Here is a 23,273-nt window from a genome sequence, read left to right as displayed (position 1 = left end):
CTGTGCGGCGTACCGCTGCCTCAATGTTTCCTCATTTTATAATATATCGGTAGGGCTAGCTACTACCCTTTTAGTCCTGTGGTAGCCACACCCTCCACAAAGTATTTCTGGGCAAAGATAAACAGCAATGTAGCCGGTAGAATGGATACGAGCGACATTGCGAGCAATTGTCCCCATTCCGCGCCGCCTTGCGAATCGTTAATCATCCGTAAAGCCAAGCCTACCGTATATTTGTCGACGGAATTAATGTACAGGAGATGACCAAGGAAATCATCCCAGTTCCATAGGAAGCAGAAGATAATGACCGTCACGATAGAAGGCTTCATCAAGGGCATTACAATCCTCCAGTAAATCCCGAACCAGCTGCATCCGTCGATCTTGGCCGATTCATCCAGCTCCCGCGGGATCCCGCGTATGAATTGAACGAGCAGGAAGACGAAGAAGGTTCCTCCCGCCCCTCCCGCTAATGCATGGGGCACGATAAACGGCAGGTAGGTGTTGACCCAACCAAATTGGTGGAACATCGCATACTGCGGAATGATGAGCACTTGGCCCGGCAGCATCAGGGTGAGCATGAGCAGGGAAAACCAGAAGCCTCGAAGCGGAAAGTCCAGTCTTGCAAATCCGAAGGCAACAAGCGTACAGGAAATCACCGTTACAATGATCACCGCCGTAATTAAATAAAAGGTATTCAAATAGAAATCGGTAAAGGTGAATCCCGGAACAGAGTTCCATCCGTTGGTGTAATTGGACCACTGAGGCACGGACGGGAAGATGGACGGAGAACTGAGCTCCTGGTTCGTTTTCAGAGAAGCGCCAATCCACCAAACGACCGGATAAACCATAATCAAGCTGAACATAATGAGGACCGAATGGCGGATCACGGGGTTCCATTTGTGTCTGGTCATTTTCCTTTCCCTCCTTGGCTCTCGGATTCGTAGAATACCCAGTATTTCGACGTCAGGTTAATGATCACGGCGGCAGCCACAATCAATATCAGCATGATCCAGGCCAAGGAAGAGGAATAACCCAGCTGATAGCGGCTGAATGCCCGTTCATATAGGTATAACGCATATACATAGGTAGAGTTCATCGGCCCGCCGCCGGTGATGACGTAAGCAGGCGTAAACATCTGGAAGGAGTTAATGACCCCCATAATGAGATTGAAGAATAACGTGGGCGACAGCATAGGAAGTGTGATTTTGAAAAATTGCTTTAGCTTGCCCGCGCCATCCACCGCGGAGGCTTCATACAGATCATTCGGGATCTGCTTCAAGCCGGCAAGGAAAATAACCATCGATGAGCCGAATTGCCATACCGACAAACCAATCAGAGACCATAATGCGGTATCCGGGTTCGTGACCCAGCCCGTTCCGGGAATTCCGAAGAATCCAAGCACTTGGTTGAAGAAGCCGTCCACGCCGAAAATATTTTTCCATAGCAGGGAAACCGCGATGCTCGCCCCGATCAAGGAAGGGAAATAAATGGCCGTTCGATAGACGGATATCCCGCGCACGGCCTTTTTTAGCAGGAGCGCAACCATCAGCGCCGCAATTAGCTTCAGCGGCACCGAGGCGAGTACATAATAAAACGTGAGCTTGAGTGATTGAGCAAATTTGTCGTCCGCCGTAATGATGCGCTCGTAATTGTCCAAGCCGACCCACTCGATCGGCCTCATGAGGGTGTAATTTGTGAAGGAATAGTACAAGGACAACAGCATCGGATAGGCTGTCAACGCCAGAAATCCAATCAGCCAAGGGGAAATAAACAGATAACCTGCAAGGGGAGAGTCCCAGCGCTTGCGAAATGGCTTTTTGCGAACAGGTATTTCGGATGCTAAAGATGTTGCTCGTTCCATGAATTCACTCTCCTTTTCAGTACCTTAAGTATAGAAGGAGAGCCGCCGGGAACTACATGAGACAATTGCTCAAAATCATTCAATATTTTCAGAATGTGTCGTCAGAAACGAATACGACCAAGAACCCCACCGTGTCGAAGCGAGTAATTCAATTTTATCCTGCGGGGTTAATTCTCCGGGTGCACTTGAACTGGCATAATTCAACAAAAAAACGCACCTCCCTGTGGAGATGCGTTTTTCACTGAATCTCATATGCTGCAAACGGATGCACTATCAACTTGCCAGATTACTCCGGTATATTCCCGCCCACCACACGGTCGCCGGAATTGCCCGCCGGGTCGGTAACATTGTCATCCTCGCCGGCATGAATGATCAGCGAGCGCCCCAGCACCGAGTTCGGCTGGTTCTTTTCCAGCGTGCCATGCTGAATGATCGTCTCCGCTTCCACGGTGCCGTCTGCGCCCACGACCAGGTTCGGCATGTCGCCGACATGGCTTCCTTGCGGATTCTCCAGGCCATGATGCTTGTGGGTCGGATTAAAATGCCCTCCGGCAGATTTAAAATCCGTTCCCTGAATCGCATTCTCATGCACATGGAACCCATGCTTGCCTGGAGTGAGGCCGGATGCGGTAATCTTCACCTTCACCCCGTCATGGATCTGCTCTAAAGTAGCGGAACCAACTGGCTCGCCCGCCGCATTGTACAGCTTGACTACAGGCTGCCCCAGGGATTCTTTCCTGGAAGCCTCGCCCCAGTACACTGGTTGGTTAACCGGATCCGAAACCATGCGAGCTGGCGCATCGATACTGTCGGTAGGCATCTTAGGATCCGCGGTCTCCGTCTCTTGTTCCGCAATTGGACCGTCAGCGGTGGCATTGTCCTTGCCGTTAACGAAGTGGCTTATTTTAGTCATCGTGTGTTGAATCGTATCTAAGGTGCCTTCTGGATTCGCAGACACTTTCCTGACCCTCTTCTCCCAACCACAGCTTGATGGCATGAATCGGAGATGGCTGGGCATAGACGACCATCACGTCGTAATCCGGGTCCGTTCGTTTGGCATCTTCCGGCTGCTTGCGAGCGGTACGGATCGCTTCCTCAAACGCTCTTACATCTTTCGCTTCCTTAAAGGACAACAGTGTATCCCCATTCATCTCGTCCCATGTCTCGAAATCCGAAATCCGTATTTCGGCAACCTGTTCGTCTAGAAGCTGCATCGTCTCCCAACCAGAGTCCTTATCGCAGCCTACCAATAGAGCCATCATGTAAAGCATCATGATCATGAATAAGCGCTTCATTAAACTGTCCTTCCTTATCTATGAAAAATATTATGGGATGATCCCATGCCGCTTCAGCTTGTCTATTAGCATGGTTCTGTACGTCTCTTGGTCATAAAGGGAGTTATTGATTAACTCCTTGTTCAGTCCGAGCTTGTCCAAGATCCTGTGCTCCAACTCGCGCCGGGCTTCCAATACTTGCAGAGTCCCTTCGACGCCTTCCAGGCCGTGATGTTTACCGTACCCCTGTCCAGTGTAGTAATGGGCGAACCCTGTGGACCATGCCTCCGGGCGTTCCCGGATGGCCTTGCAGAATGCGTATTCCAGGTCGTTCTGCTCAATGTAGAACAGGAGGGGATTTAGCGGAAGGACCGCTTTTTCCAGCCCCAGCACGTAGTCCGTCACTTGATCTTCCGGCGCATCATGCTTCACCATGCCGACGGTTACCGGATTCTGAATGAAACAGCACTCAAAAATCGCGACGGTGGGCTCATGCAGCGCCTGCTCGGCAAATGCCTCCCACCGATCGGTGATGAGCCACCGGTTGAGGTCCAGCGGGAGCTCGTAAATATCCTTCTTAGCCAACGAATGATAAAGGTCGTCCGGAAAAGAAGCGCCATATTCGTTCTTCAGCTTCTGGTAGGGCAGGAGGTTCCAGCTGCCTTTTTTGACAGCCCGTTCGATCCATATTTCTTTAAAAGGGCTTGCGACTTCCAGCAACTGCCCGAATTCCTCTTCCGTCAGACACGCGGTTCCCTCATAATCTGCCGGATGGTCGGTATCCCCCTCCATCACCAGCCGGGACTCAATGTTGTGCTCGGAAAGAATGGCATGAATCATGCGGGACGTCGTCGACTTGCCGAATCCCGGCAGGCCCTCAACCATGATTAATTTCGTCTTCATTTCAAATCTCCTTCAAATCTCAAAAAATGTGTGCAGCTTCATGTTATTCTGTGGGAGCCTGTGAATATCCTTTTCTCTATACAAAAAGGCTGCGGCCGTTTTGCGCCGCAGCTCCCACTCATGAAGTCCCATTCTTATTTTCTTATCATCGGTTGTTGGACCATAGATCACTCACTTATGTGAATATACAACAGAACCTACTTGAATATCCTTTGCTGTTATATTCTTACCGACAGAAATACCTATGTTTTTTTTATTTGCCATCGAATTTGAAATCTGTATCGATCGAACTTCATGTATAGTTTCATGATCATCATGTTTTAAGATAATCCGATCCCCTATCATCGATTCAATCTCGGGATATGATAAGGAATCAAGTTCAGGATTAATACCTACTAAGATTGTTCCCTCTTCTTTATGATCAAATGCGAGACTAACCGTCATAATTTTATCCATCTATATTCACTCCTTATCTTTCATCAATGTATAATTTATCTTTTACGTCTCGCCACTTCAAACCTCCATGATGCAATCTAGTAATTGCGTCCCTTAGCAGAGTTATTCTTTCCGTCGATGTCAATTCAGGTGCAAACCTAGCCGCTCTAATACTAGCCTGAGCTTCGTCAAGAGCGAAATTCACTTTAAATGTGTCTGCATCCAGTCCGTATAGTTCAAATGCTCTTCCCGCTTGGTAAGCCTCATAGTGACCGACGATCTCATGGGCCACTGTAGCTCTGCCTGTTACTCGGGAATTCGCACTGAGGGTACCTATTCCCGTATGCTCCGCAGGTAGTACATCTGTATTTATGATAAACCGATCATACATCATTCCTGTGTTCCATTCATCATAAAATCCAGGCTTACTTATAAAAATATTTTCTTCCGGAAAGCCTAGGGATTTGGTGTAATTCATGAGTTCTTTCTGTTGAATCTCTGTTAATGGGATTTCATTTCTCAACCCATCCGAAGAGATTTGTCTTAATTCACTGGCTCCTTCGAATTTAATTGAGCCTTCCATTACAGTCTTAGGTTTTATGATTGCCTTAGTAGTTATTCCCCCACTTATTAGACCAGCTGTTCCAATAATGTTGGCCATATGTTCAGTCGACCAAGCATTCGTGGGAAATATGGCTTCTCTGATGGTACCATGTACACCAAAAGTCATACCATTTAAAAAATCGTTCGGAGAGTCAAACATATTATTTGCTCTCTCTACATAAGCTTGGTATGCCCCTTTTGGGATACCTGCAGAGGCAAAGTCTAGAAATGTCCAAAATGAATCAAACTTCTTCTCGTAACGCTCATCAAAGCCGGACTTGATATCGCTGCCTAGTTGTTTTAAGCTGTCTCCGGACTTCTCAAGGGCATTCCGCGTGTCTGGAGCGGGAGCTGCACAAGAGTTTGGAGGAGGTGGCAAACACCTTGAATCCATGGAGCCGCTTTGAGACTCATCTGCTAATCTAAACTTTTCAGCATGCTCATTTAATCGCTGTGAAATAGAACCAGTTAACAACACGAAATTTTCCATGTTCCTTTTAGCTGTTTGAAAATCATGATAAAAGCGATGTTTTGTAGTTCCTTCCCAATTCGCTACCATAAATGACATTTGCGATATCAAGTGAGCATTCATGTTTTCAATTACTAATTTGGCATTAAAAAATCGCTTGGATACCTCTTGAAGATGGTCTGGAGTAACTTTAATTGTGGTCATAGTTCCCCTCATCAATCGTTTAATTAATTTTTACTAATCACTTATTTCCAATATATGTAGTTACTCCTATTTAACCATAAAACTATTACCTAGGTCATTATTAGCTTTTCAAGGATATGTTAGCTAGAAAGAAAGCAATTTTTCTCTTCGACCTTTGAAATTAATAATAAGCAGATTCGCCATAAAAACATAGTTGAGCAAAACAAAAAACCGTAGACGTTACCATCTACGGCCTTTCCCAAATTCAACCTAACACTCTACTCCAAACTACTAAACTCATTCATACGTGCAAGTTTTACAAGATCAGACTTCGGCCATCCGATTTCTCTCGATTTCATTCTGCAATAATAACAAGAGCAATGAATCTTCCCCTTAGCAAACTCACCTGTAAACTTGGCATGCCAACCATGCTGTTTAGCAAGCCTGCTCTTACGCCGGATCACTCTCCGTCGATGATGACGGTAATACGAACGAGTACGATTGTTGCCTTTGCTTTTCATTCCATCACGCCCCTTGGGAAAAGGCCCAGCCTGCAAAGGAGCCAAGAGGGTTATGTCATCCTCTACAGACCGAGCGTGATGAAACTGCTAAGTTGCACGAACACCATGGATCACCTCAACGCGTAGTGATTTCAACCTGTATTACTTTCTTACCAACTCGCCATAATTTCCACATGCACCGTACAGAACATTCACCCATCAGGTCGTTACAATAAACCCTTCCGTTTTGTCCCCCATCAATTGCGGCCTTACATCCGCAAAGCCCTCACCCGGATTACGCAGAGCTTCCAAAACAACCTGCGCGTTATACCCGTCATAAAAATCATAGATCTGGCCGGACTCTCCGTTCAAAATCTGAATGAATTGTTTCAGGATCGGCAGCGGGCTGACGACATCATCCACAGGTACGGGCTGTGGATCGGCATCCTTGCCGCTTCGGTACAGATTGCACCAGTTCTCCAATGCCAAGGTGCCTTCCTTACCGTGAACCACCAGGGAGACACGCTCCTCCCCTTCCCGTTGGTCGGTTCCCGACAGGTGAATCTCGATATCATTATGTAATCTGAGAACAGCCTGGACACGGCTTTCGGACTGATTCGTATCCGACGGAAACTCGATCTCGCTCTTCACATGCGTAATCGGCCCGAACACCTGCTGGATCATCTGGATCCAGTGAATGCCGACCTCCAGCAGATATCCGCCCTGCTGCCTTGACGTGATCCAAGGATTCTGCTGCCAGGCCCTCGGCCACTGCGGAAACTCCAGGTACAAATCCATGCTTTGGATCCGGCCGATCGCTTGCTCCTCAAGCAATCCCTGCAGCTTCAGAACGGCCGGGTCGAGCGGAAGCGAGAAATGAACCGCATGGAGCACATCGGCCTTCTCGGCCAGCTCTACCAGACTCCGGGCTTCGGTCAAGCTATTGGCCAGCGGCTTCTCGCAGAAGATATGGACGCCTTTCTCAAATGCGATGCGGGCCACGTCATAGTGAAGGGACGGCGGAACCGCGATATACACCAGGTCAAGCGTCACCTCATCCAGCAGCTGGCGATAGTCGGTGTACAGCCTTGGACGAATCCCAGCTTCTGCGACTTCCCGGTGCAGACTGGATTCATCACTGTCGCAAATGGCGACCAATTCGATCTTCTCCGTATATTGGGGCAGTAAGCGGTGAATCATATGCCGGCCCATATGCCCTAAGCCGATGACGGCTATTTTTTGTTTCATCATCCTGTTCTCCTATTCCATTCGCGATTGAATTTTGCCATTGCATACACGTCCCCTATTATAGATCAAGGTGCTGCAGCCCGTACACTGAGATATACAGAACGTTACTGTTCCGTTATTTCTTTAGCTTAAAGCACACAACACTTTTTTTGTATGTTGGTAGTTGTTTAAATCATTTTTTTAAAACCTTTTTCATTTTCTTCTTCGCTCGTTGAACTCGTTTTTTACAAGCCTTCACAGAAATCCTCATCTCTTTAGCCGCCTCCAACATCGAGTACTTATCCAGAGCAATCTTTTTAAGTAATTTATAGTCCTCACTATTGGTTAAGTCAGAGTACATAAAATCAATATCGAGTACATCAAGATCCCCAGGGATCATGTTTTCATCTAACTTTAAGGAATTAATGAGGTACGCCCGACTGCGAGCTTTGTTTTTAATAACATACTTTAGCGTATTTAATAGCCAACCTTTCGGATTGGGGCTATATAAAAGATTGTCGGCTTTAGCACACGCAATTCTAAATGTGTCCTGAACGGCTTCTTCAGCCAGTGAACGGTCGCTCAACATGTTTTGTGCATATGAAAACAATAAAAAATACATTTCTAAATATAATGCTTTAATAACACGTCGTTGGTCATCATTTAGAACCATCCTCTCACCACCTTCCCCGCATACCAATTCTCCAATTAAGGGATTATTTTATATAATTTCATAATATTTGGTATTTATGGTTTACTCGATAAGCGGGTTAAAAGGGGCAATTTAACAATTTCTTCAAAATTTGAAAAAAGGCTGGGGACATCGAAAGGCAGGATGGGGAATGAAGCGGTGGCGAAAGGAAAAAATGAAAGCAACCTAAGTCCGAACGAAACTGGACTCAGGTTGCTGAAGATGGTTTTAAATGACGGTTTACTTTACGGTAGTCAGTTCAAAAAAGTTGCCTTCTCTTTATTTATGACTTGAGTCTAAATTATTTGCGTAGCGGCGCAGCAACTCCTTGAGGCGGGTTACTTCGTTATCAATATGACTATCGCTATCATAAGACCAAGTAACAGTCTCAGTAGCAATAGATGTTTGCGGGTCATCTGCATTAGCTTCATCGGTCAGCGCGGAGCCGGTCCATAGAATCCCCGCCAGCGCCAAACAAAAGAGTAAAATGCCCGCCTTCTTCCCTTTCGGGTCCATAATTAAAGATATCCGATTTTTCAAGTCTTTTTTCCCTCCATAAAAATTACTTGATAATCCTGTTTGGACCTTCGCTCCATTCCTGACGACAGCAATAATGGTTTCCCCGTATTGCATTCGCCGTTGATGATCTGCATTCTGTAAAACCAATGCATCACAGGAAATTTCACATTGTTTCGCAGCCGCTTTTGCCATAATATAGACAACCGGATTAAACCAATGAAACGCGGTTGCCATCAGAATCATGGCCTTATACCAGAGGTCGTGCCGTTTGTAATGAATCAACTCATGCTTTAGAATCAGTGACAATGCATCATCTGACAGTTCCATAGGCGGAAGTAAAATGACAGGCCTGAAAAAGCCAACGAGCATTGGATTTGTAATACTCTCACACACGCTTAATCCTACAGGTTTGTTTATCCCCAGTTCCGATCTCACACGGTCCAAAATTCCCAAAACCTTCACATCGAGAACAGGCTCACTCCATCGGCGTATCGTCTTTATGAAACGACCATGCCGGAGAGCATGATACAATACAATGCTTACAACGCCACATCCCCAAATTGCTGCAAGCAACCACCACAAAGGGATTGTTGCCCAATTGTTCTCTATATCCCTTACAGCCATGAACGACATTGATTGGGCAAAAGCTACAGGAATATCCGGTATGGGCACATGGAAAATTAACGGGTCGATCTGTGGACGAAAGGGAATTATCCAGCCTGCCGCAATCAGCAGCCAAACCCTATACATCCACTTTACGGCATATCGTTTTGATAAAACGGGCCGTACTGCCGTATACACAAGCGTTATCAACGACATCGAAACAGAGCATTGAATCAGGGTTACTAAAAATCCCTGCATATCACTCCCTCTTTTCTTTCAGCCACTTTTCCAGTTGGTCTAGGTCGCTGTCCTTTACCTTATTACCGGCATACAGCGTAGCAACCAGGCTGAAGAAGGAGTTCGCATGAAAACGCTCCATAAAGTCACCTGTTTCAAATTTCAGGTAGTCCTCCTTGCTAATGAGCGGAAAATAAATACGCTCTCTTCCCTTTTTCTCAGTTCGAATGAAACCTCGTTCCATCAGCCGTAACATTAGGGAAATGACCGTCTGCGCTTTCCATCCCCTTTCGTTTCCAAGCTGTTGCATAATAATATGGGTCGTTACAGGTGGATCATTGGCCCAAACCACTTTCATAATGTCAAACTCCGCATCAGGCAGCTTTTTCATCGTTCTATGGATCAACTCCTTTAAGACAATTGTCTACCTAAGATTCTACATTTGTCTTATATACATGTCAAACCTAAACAATCAAGATAAAATCTGGATCGTCATGATAATGCTTTTATCGGTACTGACTCTTCTCCTTCTACTCACACCTAGCCTTGCTTTTGCGAATGATCAACAGGACTACAACTCCCTGTCACAACAGGAACTTGCGTATCAGGATATTGACGTAGCGCCCGAGGAATGGAAGGATGAAATCTTGGACGCAAGGAATTCTATCATTTACAGCACTTCTTGGACCGTTGATGGCCAGGTTGCGTATGAGCTGCCAGATGGAACCATTGAAGAACTTCCTGAATTTTCCGACCTGTTTCCGGACTGGGACGTTCCTAGATTGAAAGAGGACGTGCGCAAACAACAGTTAGCTAAGCTTACAGCTTATGATTTTCAGATCCTAGCCGCCAATTATGTAGGGTTTGTCTATCTATTTGAACCATCCGATTCTTCAGCGACACTGCCGTTTTACACCTTTTTCACCAGCGCCAGCAGAGTTACAATGACAGCTGACTCTTTGCCAGGGACAAGCTATAATGGCGGATTCACGAATATTGACACTGGTGCAGACCTCGGTTATGTAAATAACGTTAAGCAAGGCGGAAAAATATATCTTACGAACCCTAAACGTAACACTGCTTATGGAGCTCGTGCGAGTACCTACAGCACAACCGGATATGCGCAAATGAGTGTAGTTGATGGTTAATCCCCCATAAGATCTCATTGCTGGTAGAGATGATGCTTCACCCAAAGTAGTTATTTCTACTAAAGCGATGATTATTGGGGATGTCATTCTTAAACTTATCGCTGCTAAAAGATTATTAAAGCGCCACGCCTCATGAAAACAGGCATGGCGCTTTCTCTAGTCATCAATAAATGCTGACGCTCTACCAATCCCTTAATTTTATACCTTACTACCGATATTTTTTGGGTCTGGGGTACTCAGTACTTCTTGCAGGCATTCCATTCACTCCACCCCCTTCAACGACTCGATCATATGAATCCGCGTCACTTTCTTCCGCAGCATAAGGTTGGAGAGAAGGGTCAGGAAGAATGCCAGCGCAACCGACGCCAGCATAATCACAAGGTTTAATTGATCGGGAATTTGCTGATGCGTACTCGAAAGCGCCTTGATAATGATGGAATAAACATAACCGCTGATCGGCAGGGCAACAATGACCGCAAAAGCGGTTAACAGCATGTTCTCAGAGAAGATCAGCCGGTTGATTTTACGTTTGGGATAGCCTAATACCTTCAGGGTGGCAAGCTCACGATTCCTTTCATAAATATTGATGGAAGAGATCGTATAGATGGCGCCGAAGGACAGAATGACGGCACAGATGATAAACATGATGAAAATAAAGCTGTTTTGCTTCAGCATATACTGCGCAGATTTCTTGAGATCATCCTTGTCCACAATGGCCTCCACCTGCGGGTCCTGTTCGAAAAAGCTGCGAACGCCTACCAGATCTGCAGCACTTTGGACGCTCACTAACAGAGAGGAAGGCTCGTAGTCGACACCCAAACTCTTCATATAATTCGGTGTGCTGTAGAACGACGGATTCGAAAACTGTGTGGAGATATCCAGAACCTTCATATCGACGAGGGTTTGGTTAAGCTCCGGTGCGGTGAATTGTAGCTGGATCGTATCCCCTTCAGCTATATGATACTGATCCGCATAAGATTTCGGTACCAGCACGCCATGATCTTCTAACGATAGCCGGTTGCCTTGTTCATCATAAAAACGAATCAGCTCATTATCCTGCTCCGTAACCACAAGCGCAGCGCTTTCTTTGTTTTCCCCTTGGATGAGTTCCACAGGATAGGTGGACAACCCATAATGGTCTGCTATGCCGGACGGCAGTGCTGCCATATCGGAGAACGATCCCATCGCATAATCGACTCGTAAATCATACGTATTCACCTCTTCAATCTGGCCGGCTACCTTGAGCAGGGCCGTCTGCGTGCCAAAAGCCGTGATCAACAAAACCGTACTGACCACAACGCCAACGGAGCTTGCGAATGCTTTTTGTTTATTTAGGAATATATTTCGTAGAATGATCTTGTAGCTGTAGGGAAGCCGGCTCCACATGCCCGGAACTTGCTCGATGAGCAGCTTCTTCATCTTCTTGGGCGGTTTCGGACGCATCGCCTGGGCAGCACGTTCTTGTAGGATCGCTCTGCCGCTGAAATAGCAGGACAGCATGCCAAACGCACTGGAGCAGATCATCGGAGGTAGGAGCGTAAAGAACGAGAGGGTGAATGTCAGGTCAGGCAGGGAGTAGCTTCTTCCAATCGACGTTGTAATGAGTGGAATGAATAGAGCGGCGGCGATGGCATAGCCCAAGATGGAGCCGATGACGCCTGCCAGCACAGGGTAGCCCATGTAATGCAGCATGATGCTTCTTTTTTTCACCCCTAATGCCTTCATAATGCCCACTTGATTTCGCTGGGAATCGATAATCCTCGACATGATCAGAAACAGAATCACCGCTTCAATCAAAAAGAGAACGATCGGGATCACCCTGCTCATCAGCTTATTATTATGAATCGTCTGCTGGGTCTGGGAATAGTTGAAGGTCCGTTCTTTACTGACCTGGCTTATATAAGGGAGGGACTGGGAATGTGCTTCAATGGCTTGGCCTAACTGGTCCATATCGTAACCGTCCTTGGCATCAATCAGGATCTCATTGTAGAACATGCTGCCTGCGATTTCAGGTATGGTCTCTTCGGGGATATAAGCGATTCCATAAGCTTGATGGTCCTGGGTTTCGTTCTTCTTGGCATGCTCCACGTTCTCATTCAAGCCGCTAATCGTGAACGTCATGTCCTTGTCATTCACACGGAGGCTGATGGTATCACCTACACGGTAATGATGTGCCTCGGCATAGTGGGAGTCCAACAGGATCTCATTCGGCCCTGCTGGCATCCTGCCCTCCATCATCCTGGATGTGTTGATTGCATTCGGTACGGGGATCGAGTGCACCGTTAAAACAGCTTTATCATCTTCAAAAGACTGTTCGGCCTGGACGGTATAGCGCCCTTCGATATGATGAATGCCTTCGATGTCTCGTAAACCGGCCACATCCTCTGCGGAAATTTGACTGTAATAGACGTTTAAGTCGCTTAGATTATGTTCTTGAAAATACCCCTTCGTATAGCCGCTAAGATTGTCGCTCAAGGTAACCAGCCCCGTGTAGAAAAAGGCCCCCACCGCAATAACCAATACTATGGCTATGAATTGTCCTACCGACTGTTTCATGTCCCTTAATAATTTCAACGCTAAAATCTTCATCACCACTCGATCCCTTCAACGCTTTGTTTGTGATCGTTAATCGTGATACTCTCGATCTTCCCGCTCTTGACGCGGATCACTTTATCCGCCATCGGCGCGATGGCCGAATTATGGGTGACCAGCACGACGCATGTCTTCGTTTCCTTATTTAAATCTTGAAGAAGCTTTAAGACCGACTTTCCTGTCACATAATCCAAAGCACCGGTGGGCTCGTCGCAGAGGAGCAGCGCGGGATTCTTGGCAACCGCTCTGGCAATCGCAACTCGTTGCTGTTCGCCACCAGAGAGCTGGGAAGGGAAGTTCTTCAAACGATCCGTTAGTCCAACCTTATGTAAAATATCACGGGCGTCCAGATGGTCCTTACATACCTCTGTCGCAAATTCCACGTTCTCCAGCGCATTCAAATTCGGAATCAGGTTATAGAATTGAAAGACGAAGCCCACCCGCTCGCCGCGGTATTCGGTTAACTTCTTCTCGTTCCATCCCGTAATTTCTTGATCCCCAACCAACACCTGCCCCGAGGTAGCGGTATCCATCCCGCCGAGAATGTTCAAAATCGTGCTTTTCCCCGCCCCGCTTGCTCCTAGAATCACTACGAATTCCCCCTCCCGGATCGAAAAATCAACCCCCGCAAGGGCTTGAATCGTTACTTCGCCGATTGGATAGGCCTTGGTTACGTTTTTGAATTCGATTAACGTTGTCACTTCGTACATCTCCCCACACAGAAAATTTCCGGAATTGGGCTGCCCGCCATCCCCAGTCACTTGTGAAGAAACTACCGTTTCTCACTAACCGCTAGTTTCATTCTATATCCATCATATCTAGACTCATGGATATTTCTTCCTGCAGCCGATGTATTTACGTATCGGTCTTCAGAAGGGTCTTTGTCGCCGCTTCTCCCGCTTCGCATCATGAACACAAAAAGAGTCATATAGGTGAACAACACCTACATGACTCTTATACTTCCTATCTGAAATTGCAACACAAACCTTTTATTCTCTGTAGTAAGCGTAAAGCGTTCGATGACGGCATCCTCGAATGAAGCTTTTGCTATTCATTTGGTGCGGCGGTCAACGTACTGCGTTGTTTGATTTTTTGTATGGACAGATTCAAGCTGTAATTCCCATAATCGAGAAGTTTATTAAGAAAAAGGTTCAGCTGATCTTGGGATGAAACTTTTACCGTTAAATGGTAACAGCCTTCTCCCGAAATTCGATGTGCTTCCACTATCTCATGTTGATCCATAATAAAACGAATAAACGAATCGTGATTGGCTGTTTTCATATGAATAATAACAAATGCTGTATAAGCAAGCCCTAATTTCATTTCATCGATGATTAGGGAATAGGCTGTAATTACACCGCTCTCCTCAAGTTTTTTGATACGATTGCCTACTGCTTGTCCAGTCATATGAATTTGTTTCCCTAAGTCTTTCCATTGAATCCTTGAATTTTCGGTTAGAAACCGAAGGATCTGATAATCCGTTTGATCAAGTTGCATACCATAATCCTTTCACCGTGAAATGATTTAATGTAAAAGCGTTTCATCGAAGCATCGAATAAATTCAAGATGTCCTTTATCATTTTACTATACAGTAACCCTTATCCCAAAGTTGACAAAGGGAACCTGTATTGGTTACTTGGCCGCTGAGTAAACTATATCCAAATCAAAAAAGGAGTCTATTGCCATGAAAATACAACTCATTCGAAATGCGACACTTGTTGTCCAATATGCAGGGAAGAAGTTTTTAATCGACCCTTTTTTGGGAGAAAAAGATGCGTATCCGCCTTTCCCTAATTCGTTACGCCAAGATCAAAACAATCCTTTGGTTGGCTTGCCAACCTCGGTTGATAATATTATCAGCAACTTAGATGCTGTAATAGTCACTCATCTACATTTAGACCATTGGGACGATACGGCTAAAGAGGCGCTGCCAAAAGATATTAAAATGTTTGTACAAAACGAAGAAGACGCAGCAGGAGTCAGAAACGCTGGTTTTCAAAAGGTAGAAGTGCTGCAAGAAAGTTCAGCCTTTGGAGATATTCGATTAGTTAAAACGAAAGGCGAACACGGCAGAGGAGAAATATTACAACTTGCCGGACATGTGTGCGGTGTTGTCTTGAAGCACCCAAGCGAGAAAACATTGTATATTGCTGGAGATACGGTTTGGTATGAAGCTGTTGGGGAAGCCATCGAAACACACAAACCGGAAATCATTGTTGTAAATGGAGGAGATAATCAATTCCTTCAAGGCGGATCTCTAGTAATGGGGAAAGAGGATATCTACCAGGTTTATAAAGCCGCCCCTGAGGCAAAAATTATATCCGTCCATATGGAAGCAGTTAATCATTGGACATTATCAAGGGAAGAATTAAATATCTTTACTGACGAAAAAGGAATCTCCTCTAATGTTTTGATTCCAAAAGACGGGGAATCCTACACGTTTTAGTGTATCGATGGATTAAAGCCAAAGTTCCTACAAGACCCTAAGAGCTTCTAGGGTCTTTTTTCTTGCCAAAACATGCTTTTGAATAACCACAAAAGCGGGTTCAGGAATTATGGTCTTTATCGCCGCTTCTCCCACAGCATACTTAACACAAAAAGAGCCATATAGGTTTACAACGCCTACATGACTCTTATGCTTCCCATCCGAAAGTGCAACACAAGCCTCTTTTACTCATGGTATATCTATATATTCTCCGGTTTCCGTACCGCGCCGAAGCTTATACGATGAACGAGTCTATAAAAGCGTCTCTGAAGCCAGCGTAAACCCTTCAATCGCAACATCTTCGTCGACTTCAATCATGATGCAGCGTTTACCTTGGAAATTCACCTGTTTGACATACCTTAAATCCTGCGGGCTAATGGAAATCGTAGCTACCTTGGTTTCGATCTTAATGGATTTGGAAGTATACTTCGGCATGACGCTGGTTGCTTTCATCTCATAGTTCTTATTGTCCACGATGGTTTCGAATGCCCGCTCCACCTTCTCGGTCGTCACGTCCTCTACGCCGCTTGCGTTCAGCACGCGCTCCAGATCTTTATAATCCAGCTTCGGAGGTTCTTCCTCCTTCGTTTCTTCGTTCATTTCGATCACCCGGTTGATTTCCTCGTACACCTGGGCAATGGTGGCTGAATCGAGCTGTTCGCCGGCCACTTCCTTGACGATATCTTCGAAGATCGCTCGCTCTTCAAGTGCCGTCACGGATCTTTCTCCGTTCAAGACCTGTTCGACAAAATGCGGATCCGGGAAATTCGATTTTCCCGTACAATACAAAATACGATTCACATCGGAATAATTGTCCGTCACGCTAGGGTACAGGAACCCTTGCTCCGGCGTACTTAACTTAATAATCGGATCTACAATGACATTGTACTTGAACTCCCGCTCCACATAATCGAACAAGAGCGTCTTCCGTTGTTTCTCCGTAGAATTCACGCTGCATAAAATGAACGGATGGGCGAACACCTCGTTCTTCTCGCTCTCTTCCGCTTCATCGTTTCTCGCCTTGGTCGGCAAATAATACTGTCCCCGAACGAACGTGACTACCATATCCCGCTCATATTGGGCATCCTTCAGCATTCGATCCACCAGCATCAGCATCAAGTCCTGCCATTCTTCCGGATCACCCGACACGAGCGCTTGGTGAAGCATGACCTGCGCCGGTTCCTCCGCTGCTTCCTGAAACCTCAATTCGAACAATTTTTGATCCAGTTCGCCGGTCAGCAGTTTTTTGAAATTACCCATGTATAACTCTTGCTTCTCCCGATCCACCAGCTCGAACGGCAGGCGCTCCCAGTGGTAGATTTCATTCGTTTCCTTTGTAATATAGACATTGAGAATATCGTAAATATTCATTAAATCGTGATCCAGCTTAAATTGCTTGCGTATATTGGCGACTTCTTTTTTGTTCATATCCGATTCGGCAGCTCCTTCAATATAATCTGGCTTATCTAGTATAAATTATTGATCGTAAATTGGTAAGCGATCTTGCGGATTGCCTTGCTGCGCCTTGGGTCCATTCTCCTGCGGCCCTGATCCTCTATTGTGGCATATTTGAATACCCGAGTCGAGTAGATTTCCTTGAAATAAGATCTGACTTCATTGTGTGTATTTTCCTTTTTCCGGACACGCAGAATTATGGAAAATATCAAAAAAGGAAGACACGCCGGTTGATTATCGCTCTAAGGGTGGTTCCTTGCTTTTCTTGCACCAAGTTCATCAGGGGAGTCATGCTCTCGGAATAAAAAAATGGCGATACGGGTTCGTTCCGTATCACCATTTCATGTTACTCTGTATAACGCCATTCGCCGCCGAGCACACCATTAAATGGACCCCCGATGGCTATCACATGCTCTCATGTGGTGCCAATGTTCCCGAGCGAGGCGCATGCCTTGCTGGTTACAGCTTACCTGCAGCTTTCACCTTCACAAGCAGCGCATTGCCCGGCAAATACGCAATCGGAATGTCCTCGACGGACACAATTTGTACGGTCTCCGGATTCGCGCCAGCTGCAGCTGCCTCATTCATGGCGCTTTCCTTCGCATCGCGGATAACGTCGTCATAACTCCAGTCGTCCAGCGAATAGATCCGCTCCGACTCGCCGCTAACCTCTCCCAGCGCTGCACCGATCGCGTTCGCCGCATCATAGTTGTCCGGCCTGATGATTCGGCTTGCCCCTGCCAGCGTATCCGGTACCAACAAACTGCCGCCGCCGACCAGAATGACATCGACCGGGTCGGCACTCGTTTTCATCCGGTCTATGGCATCCTCCAGAATCTGCTGCATGACGGCATCCACCTTACCGCATACCGCTTCGTCCACGGCATCCGCGTTGGTGCCCGGCCATGCTGCACGGCCCAGCTTTACGGCTACGTCCGTCGTCGTCAGCGTATCTCCGCCAAAGATGCGGGCCCGTGTCATCAGCTTGTAGCCCACGCTGTCCGGGCCAACCGTCACGTCTCCTGCGTCGTCCAGCCGGACGATTGTCCCGCCGCCGAGGCCAATGGACAAAATGTCCGGCATCCGGAAATTCGTGCGAATGCCGCCGATATCCACCGCTGCCGACGACTGGCGCGGAAAGCCTTGCACGAGCACACCGATATCCGTCGTCGTGCCGCCAATATCCACGACCAGCGCGTCGCTAAGCCCGGACAAATGCGCCGCGCCCCGAATCGAATTCGTTGGTCCGCACGCAATCGTCAGAATCGGGTAGCGGAGCGCATATTCGCTCTTCATCAACGTGCCGTCATTCTGGCAAATGTACAGCTGGGCATGGATGCCGAAGCCGTTCAGCGCTTCCTCAAATCCGCGCACCACGCCCGCAATGACTTGCAGCAGCGCCGCGTTCAGCACGGAGGCATTCTCCCGCTCCAGCAGTCCGATGCTGCCGATCTCGCTGGAGTAGGTAACCGGCATTTCCGAACCCAACACTTCGCGCACGATCTCTCCAACGCGCTTCTCCTGCTCACGATTCACAGGAGCAAATACGCCGCATATCGCCACAGCGTCGACTTCGCCGCTCATCCGGCGGCACAGTTCGGCGATCTCCTCTTCATCCAGATTCGCGATCTTGCGGCCGTCATACTCATAGCCGCCAGAGGCGACATAGCTATGCGGCCCAACTGCCGCGCGCAGCGATTCGTCCCAGCCGGCCAGCGGCGGAACGGCTGTTGTTGCCGGAGCGCCGATGCGAATCAGGCCGACCCGGCCAAGATGCTTGCGCTCCACGATGGCATTGGTGCAGTGCGTGGTGCCGAGCATCGCATAGCGAATGTCTGCTCCATTCACGCCGCTCTCCTGCAGCAGCCGACGCACGGCCTCCACAATGCCTTCGTTCACGTCGGCCGTCGTGTGGACCTTCACTTTGTGCACGCAGCGCAAGTCGGAATCCAGCAGGGCAGCGTCCGTATTCGTTCCACCCACGTCAATCCCAATACGGTAGACCTGGTTTGTGTCAGTCGTAGTTACCTGGGTCATTTCGCCGCACCTCCTTTCGAAGCCAACGTCTCGATCGGCACATAATCAAAGTCATAACCGAAGTATCTCGGCCCGGCCGTCTCGATGCCTTTCGGCGTGCGCCATTTGTCATCGCACGGCAAACCTGCTGCCGTTACCCGGGCACCATACTTCAAGTTCTCCGTCGTCACCGGCATCCCCGTATCCTGATCCAACAGCGTAATCAGGTCAGGCGTAATGGCGAGCGGTTGATCGTCAACGGTGGCGAGCAGGAACTCATTCTGGAAAAACAGCCGCATCGTTTTTCCCTTGTTCTCACCGGTACCTTCGAATACGGCTTCACCGCGCGTAAAACCACCGTCCATGCGGCGACGGATATCCACGGCCTTGCCATGGAACAGGGCATGGCCGTTCAGCTTCGTAAGCAGCTCGCGCACAGGATTCAGCTTCTGCTGCTTCGCTTCGAACAGCGTCCACCCGATCTCATAGGCTAGCGTCAGCGTCCCGCCGATCGCGCTCTGCTTCGCCTGCGCGCCGGATACCGGATAATCGCAGATGGAGGCAGATCCCCCCATCTCCACCGTCAGCGCACGCGCCATCCGTTCTTCCCACACGCCGTCAATCGTATGCATCAGCGCGCTGTTGCCGCGCTCGTCCGCCATCGCCACCGGGCTGCACGGGATGCCTTCCAGATGGAACGTCACCATCTGCGATTCGGGAAACGCACGCCCCATCGCATCGGCATCGACGAGCGGAATTCCGCGCTGCGCCGCCGCAATGACCGGAACGAGCGAGTTGCCGCCGCCGACCTCGATCGGCATGACAGCATCCACCTTGCGCCCGAGCTCTCTCTCCATCAGATCAAGCGGTTTGGTCAGCTGTTCAGCCGAAGGGATTTTCTCCAGCATCACCGTCGGTGCTCCGATCATCGATACCGGCACGATAAGTCCTTCATCGTCCAGCTCATCGAGCTGGGCGATTCGAACCGGGCCATACTTGCGGATCGCCTCCATGGCCATCAATTTTCCGACATGTGGATCTCCGCCGCCGCCCGTGCCAAGCACCGCAGCTCCTATCGCGATATATTCAATGGCCTGTTCATCCAATGTGGTTAATCTGGTTGCCTTGTTCATGCTTTCATCCCTTCTTTACGACCCATTTGCCTATGATTGCTTGTACGATAAATGCCATCAAGAAGCTGTCCAGCGCCGGAACCTGCGTCACCTGGAACCATCCGAGCCCATCCGGGGCCATCGTTGTCATGAACCCGAAGAACGTGGCGATGACCCATACGACGATGGAGCGGGGAATCCAGCTCCGATTGCTGTCCAGCCCGTCAAACGAGAATTTATTTTTGTTCACCAACAAATACTCAGCCGTATATATGCCGCCCAGCGGTGCAACAAGCATCGTAATGTACGTCAGGAACGTCATGAAACGGTCATAAATGCCAAAGCAAGCAAGTGCCGTCGCAATCAACCCTGCAATAATCGTGATCACGGATTTAGGCACCCGTTTGAAGACGACGGAGAAGCCCAGCCCCGCGGAATATAAATTGTTCGTATTGGTCGTCCATTGTGCCAGTGTCAGCACGATAATCGCCGGAATACCCAGTCCGAGCGTCAGAAGAATGCCCGTCAGATCGTCGGAATCCATCGCACGCGACAGGAAGATCGCAATGATGGTCATGAAGCTGTTGCCGACAAAGAAACCGATAAACGCGGCGGTAACCGCATGCTTTGGCGTTTTGGCCCAGCGCGCGATGTCAGGGGACAGCGCCGTTCCAAGAATAAAGATACCGATGACCAGCGATATCGCCGTCCCCATCGGCAGGGCCTCACCCTCGAACGGTGACCAGACGGTGCTTCCGCCTTCCCCGTTAAGCGCCATGACCAGCGCGATAATAATAAACACGACGAGAAGCGGTACCGACCAGACGCTTAATTTTTCAATCGCCCTGTAGCCCCAGATCGCCGTGGACATCATGAGAAGTCCACCAATGATCGACAGTACCCAGAGCGACCAATGCCAACCCCATAGCTCGCTTAACGCCGTCTGGAAGTTGGAAGCGAAGAAGCCGACCTGAACGCCGAACCAGCCCAGCGATGAAATGCCGAGAATGACCGAGACGATCAGCGCCCCTTGATTCCCAAACAGAAATCGGCTGATCATGGCCGTCGACAGGCCCGTTTTGGCTCCCACATATGCGCAGACAGCCCCGATAATCCCCAATATGGCTGAACCAACGATGACCGCCGTAAACGAGTCGCCGATGCTCATGCCCGCGCCGAGCTGCGCACCCAGAAACATGGCGGACAGGTCAATGCCAATCGCAATCCAGACAAATGCCATCGAGAGCCACGATTTCCGCAAATGCTGGGGTACGGGCTCCCGTTCGTAATCTTCTATTTTCGTATCATTGCTCATGTTCCACCCTCTGCTTTCTGTACCATCTTGTTGATTGCCTAAGCTTCGACGGATCTCCAGAACATCTCAAAGGCATGTTTCAGTTTCCGTTCGAACAGCTCCGGCGATTTATAGTAGTAATATTGCATGCCCAGCCCGTCCATCAAGGTGAGGTACGAATCCACCAGCGTCTCCATCGGGACGATGGCCAATTCGCCGCGATCCAGACCTTCCTGCATGATCTCGACAATTATGCTGCTCAGCAGCGTATCGAAGCGCCCAAACGCCTCCTGCATCCGATCCATTAGGAAATCCGGCGGGAAAATTAAGTACCGGAAGGCAAATGCGGCAAGCTCCCGCTTGTCCCGGTGGAAATCGTATTGGCGAAGCAGCAGTGCATGCAGTTTTTTCTCCGTACTCATTCCTTTGCTGGTTTCTGCCATCGCTTGGATATATTCGTTGTAAGCGCTCATCGATTCTTCGAAGACCGTCATGAACAGATCTTCCTTGCTCTCGAAAAAGGCATAGATTGCCGGTGTCTTGACGCCGACCTCCTTCGCGATTTCCGATAATGCCGTTCCGTCGTAGCCCTTCTGTCCGAATAACCTCAGCGCAGCTTCTTTCAGCTTCGTTCTGGTCATGTTCATCCCCTTTTCATTATTTAATTAACGTTAATTAAGTAGATTATACAACTTTCTGCATAAAAATCAATCCATTTGATTACTCTGCCAAATGATCTTCCAATCTTTATACGTTTAGCATTCAAGCGGGACCATGTACTAAGGTGGATAAAATCCTCATACCACAAAAAGAGATATCCTTACTCGAAGGATACCTCTTCTGAAAACATGAACCATTCATTCAAACAATCTTTGATGTTTATGAAAAAATCGGTAAAAGAATTGGACATTGTCCAGTTCAAACCATTCTGCAGTTTGCAAAATCTTGGCATCGAGATTGTAGATCTTCGCATGAAGCGTGCCCAGAACAAAGGGGGAGTGCGTAGCAATAATAAACTGACTGTCAAAATAACGCGCCAAATCGTTCATTTGCTCGGCCAGCTTAATTTGATTCGCCGGAGAAAGCGACGTTTCCGGTTCATCCAATAAATACAGTTTCCCGGGAAGCAAATGTTCCTCAAAAAACTGCATCGAGCTTTCCCCGTTCGAATACTTCTCCTGAGCGAATTGAATGATATCCATCTTCTTCTTGAATTCATACGACTGCTCCAGCTCTTCTACCTCGGCCTTGCTCTTTCCCTGAACGAGCTGCTCATGCAGCAGCCCCTCGCGAAGCACCTTTTCCTGCTGTATCTTCTTGATTTCATACAACAGATCCTCTGACTTGATGTACCGGCTCCCGTCGGGAAGCTTATATATGGGACGCTCCTGTTCATCATGCCCGAGTTGATAGCTGCTCTCCTCGATAAACCGCTGCGCGTACACGTTGTGACCATAACTTGTCATTCGCTCAGCGCCCGCAATTCCCAATTTGTTGGCGATTAGATTCAGCAAGGTGGATTTGCCGGAGCCATTACTGCCGTATAATACCGTGATTCGATCAAACAGCAGAACTTCCCCTGCCATGTGTCTGAATACATGATCGGGATATATATTCGGGTTGTTGGAAATGTATGGAGAGAGTTTAAAGTTACTTAAATATAGCATCG

22 protein-coding genes are annotated in these 23,273 nt (G+C 48.1%); 2 read left to right on the top strand and 20 right to left on the bottom strand.

Going from position 1 to position 23,273, the window contains the following annotated elements; all coding sequences use genetic code 11:
- Positions 1-62: 62 nt before the first annotated feature.
- The 11 genes from MKY82_RS05390 to MKY82_RS05340 all read right to left on the bottom strand — a co-directional run bounded on the left by MKY82_RS05390 (position 63) and on the right by MKY82_RS05340 (position 9,893).
- Positions 63-908, bottom strand: a complete 846-nt coding sequence (locus tag MKY82_RS05390) for a carbohydrate ABC transporter permease (RefSeq protein ID WP_194541069.1) — start codon at positions 906-908, stop codon at positions 63-65.
- Entirely contained in the window at positions 905-1,858 is a 954-nt protein-coding gene (locus tag MKY82_RS05385) for a sugar ABC transporter permease (RefSeq protein WP_194541068.1), read from the bottom strand. Before MKY82_RS05385 ends, MKY82_RS05390 begins: the two co-directional genes overlap by 4 nt.
- 286 nt (positions 1,859-2,144) lie before the next feature.
- Positions 2,145-2,816: a superoxide dismutase family protein gene (locus MKY82_RS05380; protein ID WP_339295673.1), complete on the bottom strand. Its 672-nt coding sequence runs from the start codon at positions 2,814-2,816 to the stop codon at positions 2,145-2,147.
- Positions 2,764-3,153, bottom strand: coding sequence for a hypothetical protein (locus MKY82_RS05375; protein WP_194541067.1), 390 nt, complete (start codon positions 3,151-3,153; stop codon positions 2,764-2,766). The genes MKY82_RS05380 and MKY82_RS05375 overlap by 53 nt, the downstream gene beginning before the upstream one ends.
- 30 nt (positions 3,154-3,183) lie before the next feature.
- Positions 3,184-4,035: a hypothetical protein gene (locus MKY82_RS05370; RefSeq protein ID WP_339295672.1), complete on the bottom strand. Its 852-nt coding sequence runs from the start codon at positions 4,033-4,035 to the stop codon at positions 3,184-3,186.
- Between the two features lie 171 nt (positions 4,036-4,206).
- Positions 4,207-4,491 (bottom strand): hypothetical protein, encoded by a 285-nt coding sequence (locus MKY82_RS05365; RefSeq protein WP_194541065.1) that lies wholly within the window; start codon positions 4,489-4,491, stop codon positions 4,207-4,209.
- 13 nt (positions 4,492-4,504) lie between these two features.
- Positions 4,505-5,746 (bottom strand): WXG100 family type VII secretion target, encoded by a 1,242-nt coding sequence (locus MKY82_RS05360; protein WP_194541064.1) that lies wholly within the window; start codon positions 5,744-5,746, stop codon positions 4,505-4,507.
- Between the two features lie 698 nt (positions 5,747-6,444).
- Positions 6,445-7,476, bottom strand: coding sequence for a Gfo/Idh/MocA family oxidoreductase (locus MKY82_RS05355; protein WP_339295671.1), 1,032 nt, complete (start codon positions 7,474-7,476; stop codon positions 6,445-6,447).
- Positions 7,477-7,645: 169 nt separating this feature from the next.
- On the bottom strand, positions 7,646-8,125 hold the full coding sequence (locus MKY82_RS05350; RefSeq protein ID WP_339295670.1) for a sigma-70 family RNA polymerase sigma factor: 480 nt from the start codon (positions 8,123-8,125) through the stop codon (positions 7,646-7,648).
- A 297-nt stretch (positions 8,126-8,422) separates the two neighbouring features.
- The gene (locus MKY82_RS05345) at positions 8,423-9,523 is read right to left on the bottom strand and encodes a M56 family metallopeptidase (RefSeq protein WP_339295669.1); all 1,101 of its coding nucleotides are present in this window, start codon (positions 9,521-9,523) and stop codon (positions 8,423-8,425) included.
- Position 9,524: 1 nt separating this feature from the next.
- Entirely contained in the window at positions 9,525-9,893 is a 369-nt protein-coding gene (locus tag MKY82_RS05340; protein ID WP_194541060.1) for a BlaI/MecI/CopY family transcriptional regulator, read from the bottom strand.
- A 109-nt stretch (positions 9,894-10,002) separates the two neighbouring features.
- Between MKY82_RS05340 and MKY82_RS05335 the strand changes: the two genes are divergently transcribed.
- A complete protein-coding gene (locus MKY82_RS05335) occupies positions 10,003-10,650 on the top strand; it encodes a hypothetical protein (protein WP_339295668.1) in 648 nt (215 codons plus the stop codon).
- 261 nt (positions 10,651-10,911) lie between these two features.
- Here MKY82_RS05335 and MKY82_RS05330 read toward each other — a convergent pair whose 3' ends face one another.
- From MKY82_RS05330 to MKY82_RS05320, 3 genes are all read right to left on the bottom strand, one after another.
- Positions 10,912-13,239, bottom strand: a complete 2,328-nt coding sequence (locus MKY82_RS05330; RefSeq protein ID WP_339296637.1) for an FtsX-like permease family protein — start codon at positions 13,237-13,239, stop codon at positions 10,912-10,914.
- Entirely contained in the window at positions 13,239-13,943 is a 705-nt protein-coding gene (locus MKY82_RS05325) for an ABC transporter ATP-binding protein (RefSeq protein WP_339295667.1), read from the bottom strand. The genes MKY82_RS05330 and MKY82_RS05325 overlap by 1 nt, the downstream gene beginning before the upstream one ends.
- A 346-nt stretch (positions 13,944-14,289) precedes the next feature.
- Positions 14,290-14,739 (bottom strand): Lrp/AsnC family transcriptional regulator, encoded by a 450-nt coding sequence (locus MKY82_RS05320; protein ID WP_339295666.1) that lies wholly within the window; start codon positions 14,737-14,739, stop codon positions 14,290-14,292.
- 187 nt (positions 14,740-14,926) lie between these two features.
- Between MKY82_RS05320 and MKY82_RS05315 the strand changes: the two genes are divergently transcribed.
- The gene (locus tag MKY82_RS05315) at positions 14,927-15,688 is read left to right on the top strand and encodes an MBL fold metallo-hydrolase (protein ID WP_339295665.1); all 762 of its coding nucleotides are present in this window, start codon (positions 14,927-14,929) and stop codon (positions 15,686-15,688) included.
- 291 nt (positions 15,689-15,979) lie between these two features.
- On the opposite strand, the gene MKY82_RS05310 is transcribed toward MKY82_RS05315, so the two are convergent.
- From MKY82_RS05310 to MKY82_RS05285, 6 genes are all read right to left on the bottom strand, one after another.
- Complete coding sequence (locus MKY82_RS05310) at positions 15,980-17,155, bottom strand: DUF4317 domain-containing protein (RefSeq protein ID WP_113059428.1); 1,176 nt, start codon at positions 17,153-17,155, stop codon at positions 15,980-15,982.
- A gap of 486 nt (positions 17,156-17,641) precedes the next feature.
- Positions 17,642-19,219 carry a hydantoinase/oxoprolinase family protein gene (locus MKY82_RS05305; protein ID WP_339295664.1) on the bottom strand — a complete coding sequence of 526 codons (1,578 nt, stop codon included), beginning with the start codon at positions 19,217-19,219 and terminating at the stop codon, positions 17,642-17,644.
- Positions 19,216-20,331, bottom strand: a complete 1,116-nt coding sequence (locus MKY82_RS05300; protein ID WP_339295663.1) for a DUF917 domain-containing protein — start codon at positions 20,329-20,331, stop codon at positions 19,216-19,218. Before MKY82_RS05300 ends, MKY82_RS05305 begins: the two co-directional genes overlap by 4 nt.
- A gap of 4 nt (positions 20,332-20,335) precedes the next feature.
- Positions 20,336-21,625 (bottom strand): cytosine permease, encoded by a 1,290-nt coding sequence (locus MKY82_RS05295; protein WP_339295662.1) that lies wholly within the window; start codon positions 21,623-21,625, stop codon positions 20,336-20,338.
- A gap of 38 nt (positions 21,626-21,663) precedes the next feature.
- Positions 21,664-22,245, bottom strand: coding sequence for a TetR/AcrR family transcriptional regulator (locus tag MKY82_RS05290; protein WP_220686456.1), 582 nt, complete (start codon positions 22,243-22,245; stop codon positions 21,664-21,666).
- A gap of 216 nt (positions 22,246-22,461) precedes the next feature.
- Entirely contained in the window at positions 22,462-23,271 is an 810-nt protein-coding gene (locus tag MKY82_RS05285; RefSeq protein ID WP_339295661.1) for an AAA family ATPase, read from the bottom strand.
- Between the last annotated feature and the right edge of the window lie 2 nt (positions 23,272-23,273).

Origin of the sequence: Paenibacillus sp. FSL W7-1279 (assembly GCF_037969845.1) — a bacterium.
Taxonomy (GTDB): Bacteria; Bacillota; Bacilli; order Paenibacillales; family Paenibacillaceae; genus Paenibacillus_AQ.
The sequence above is the reverse complement of the archived record's forward strand: the minus strand, read 5'-3'. Positions and strand labels throughout refer to the sequence as shown.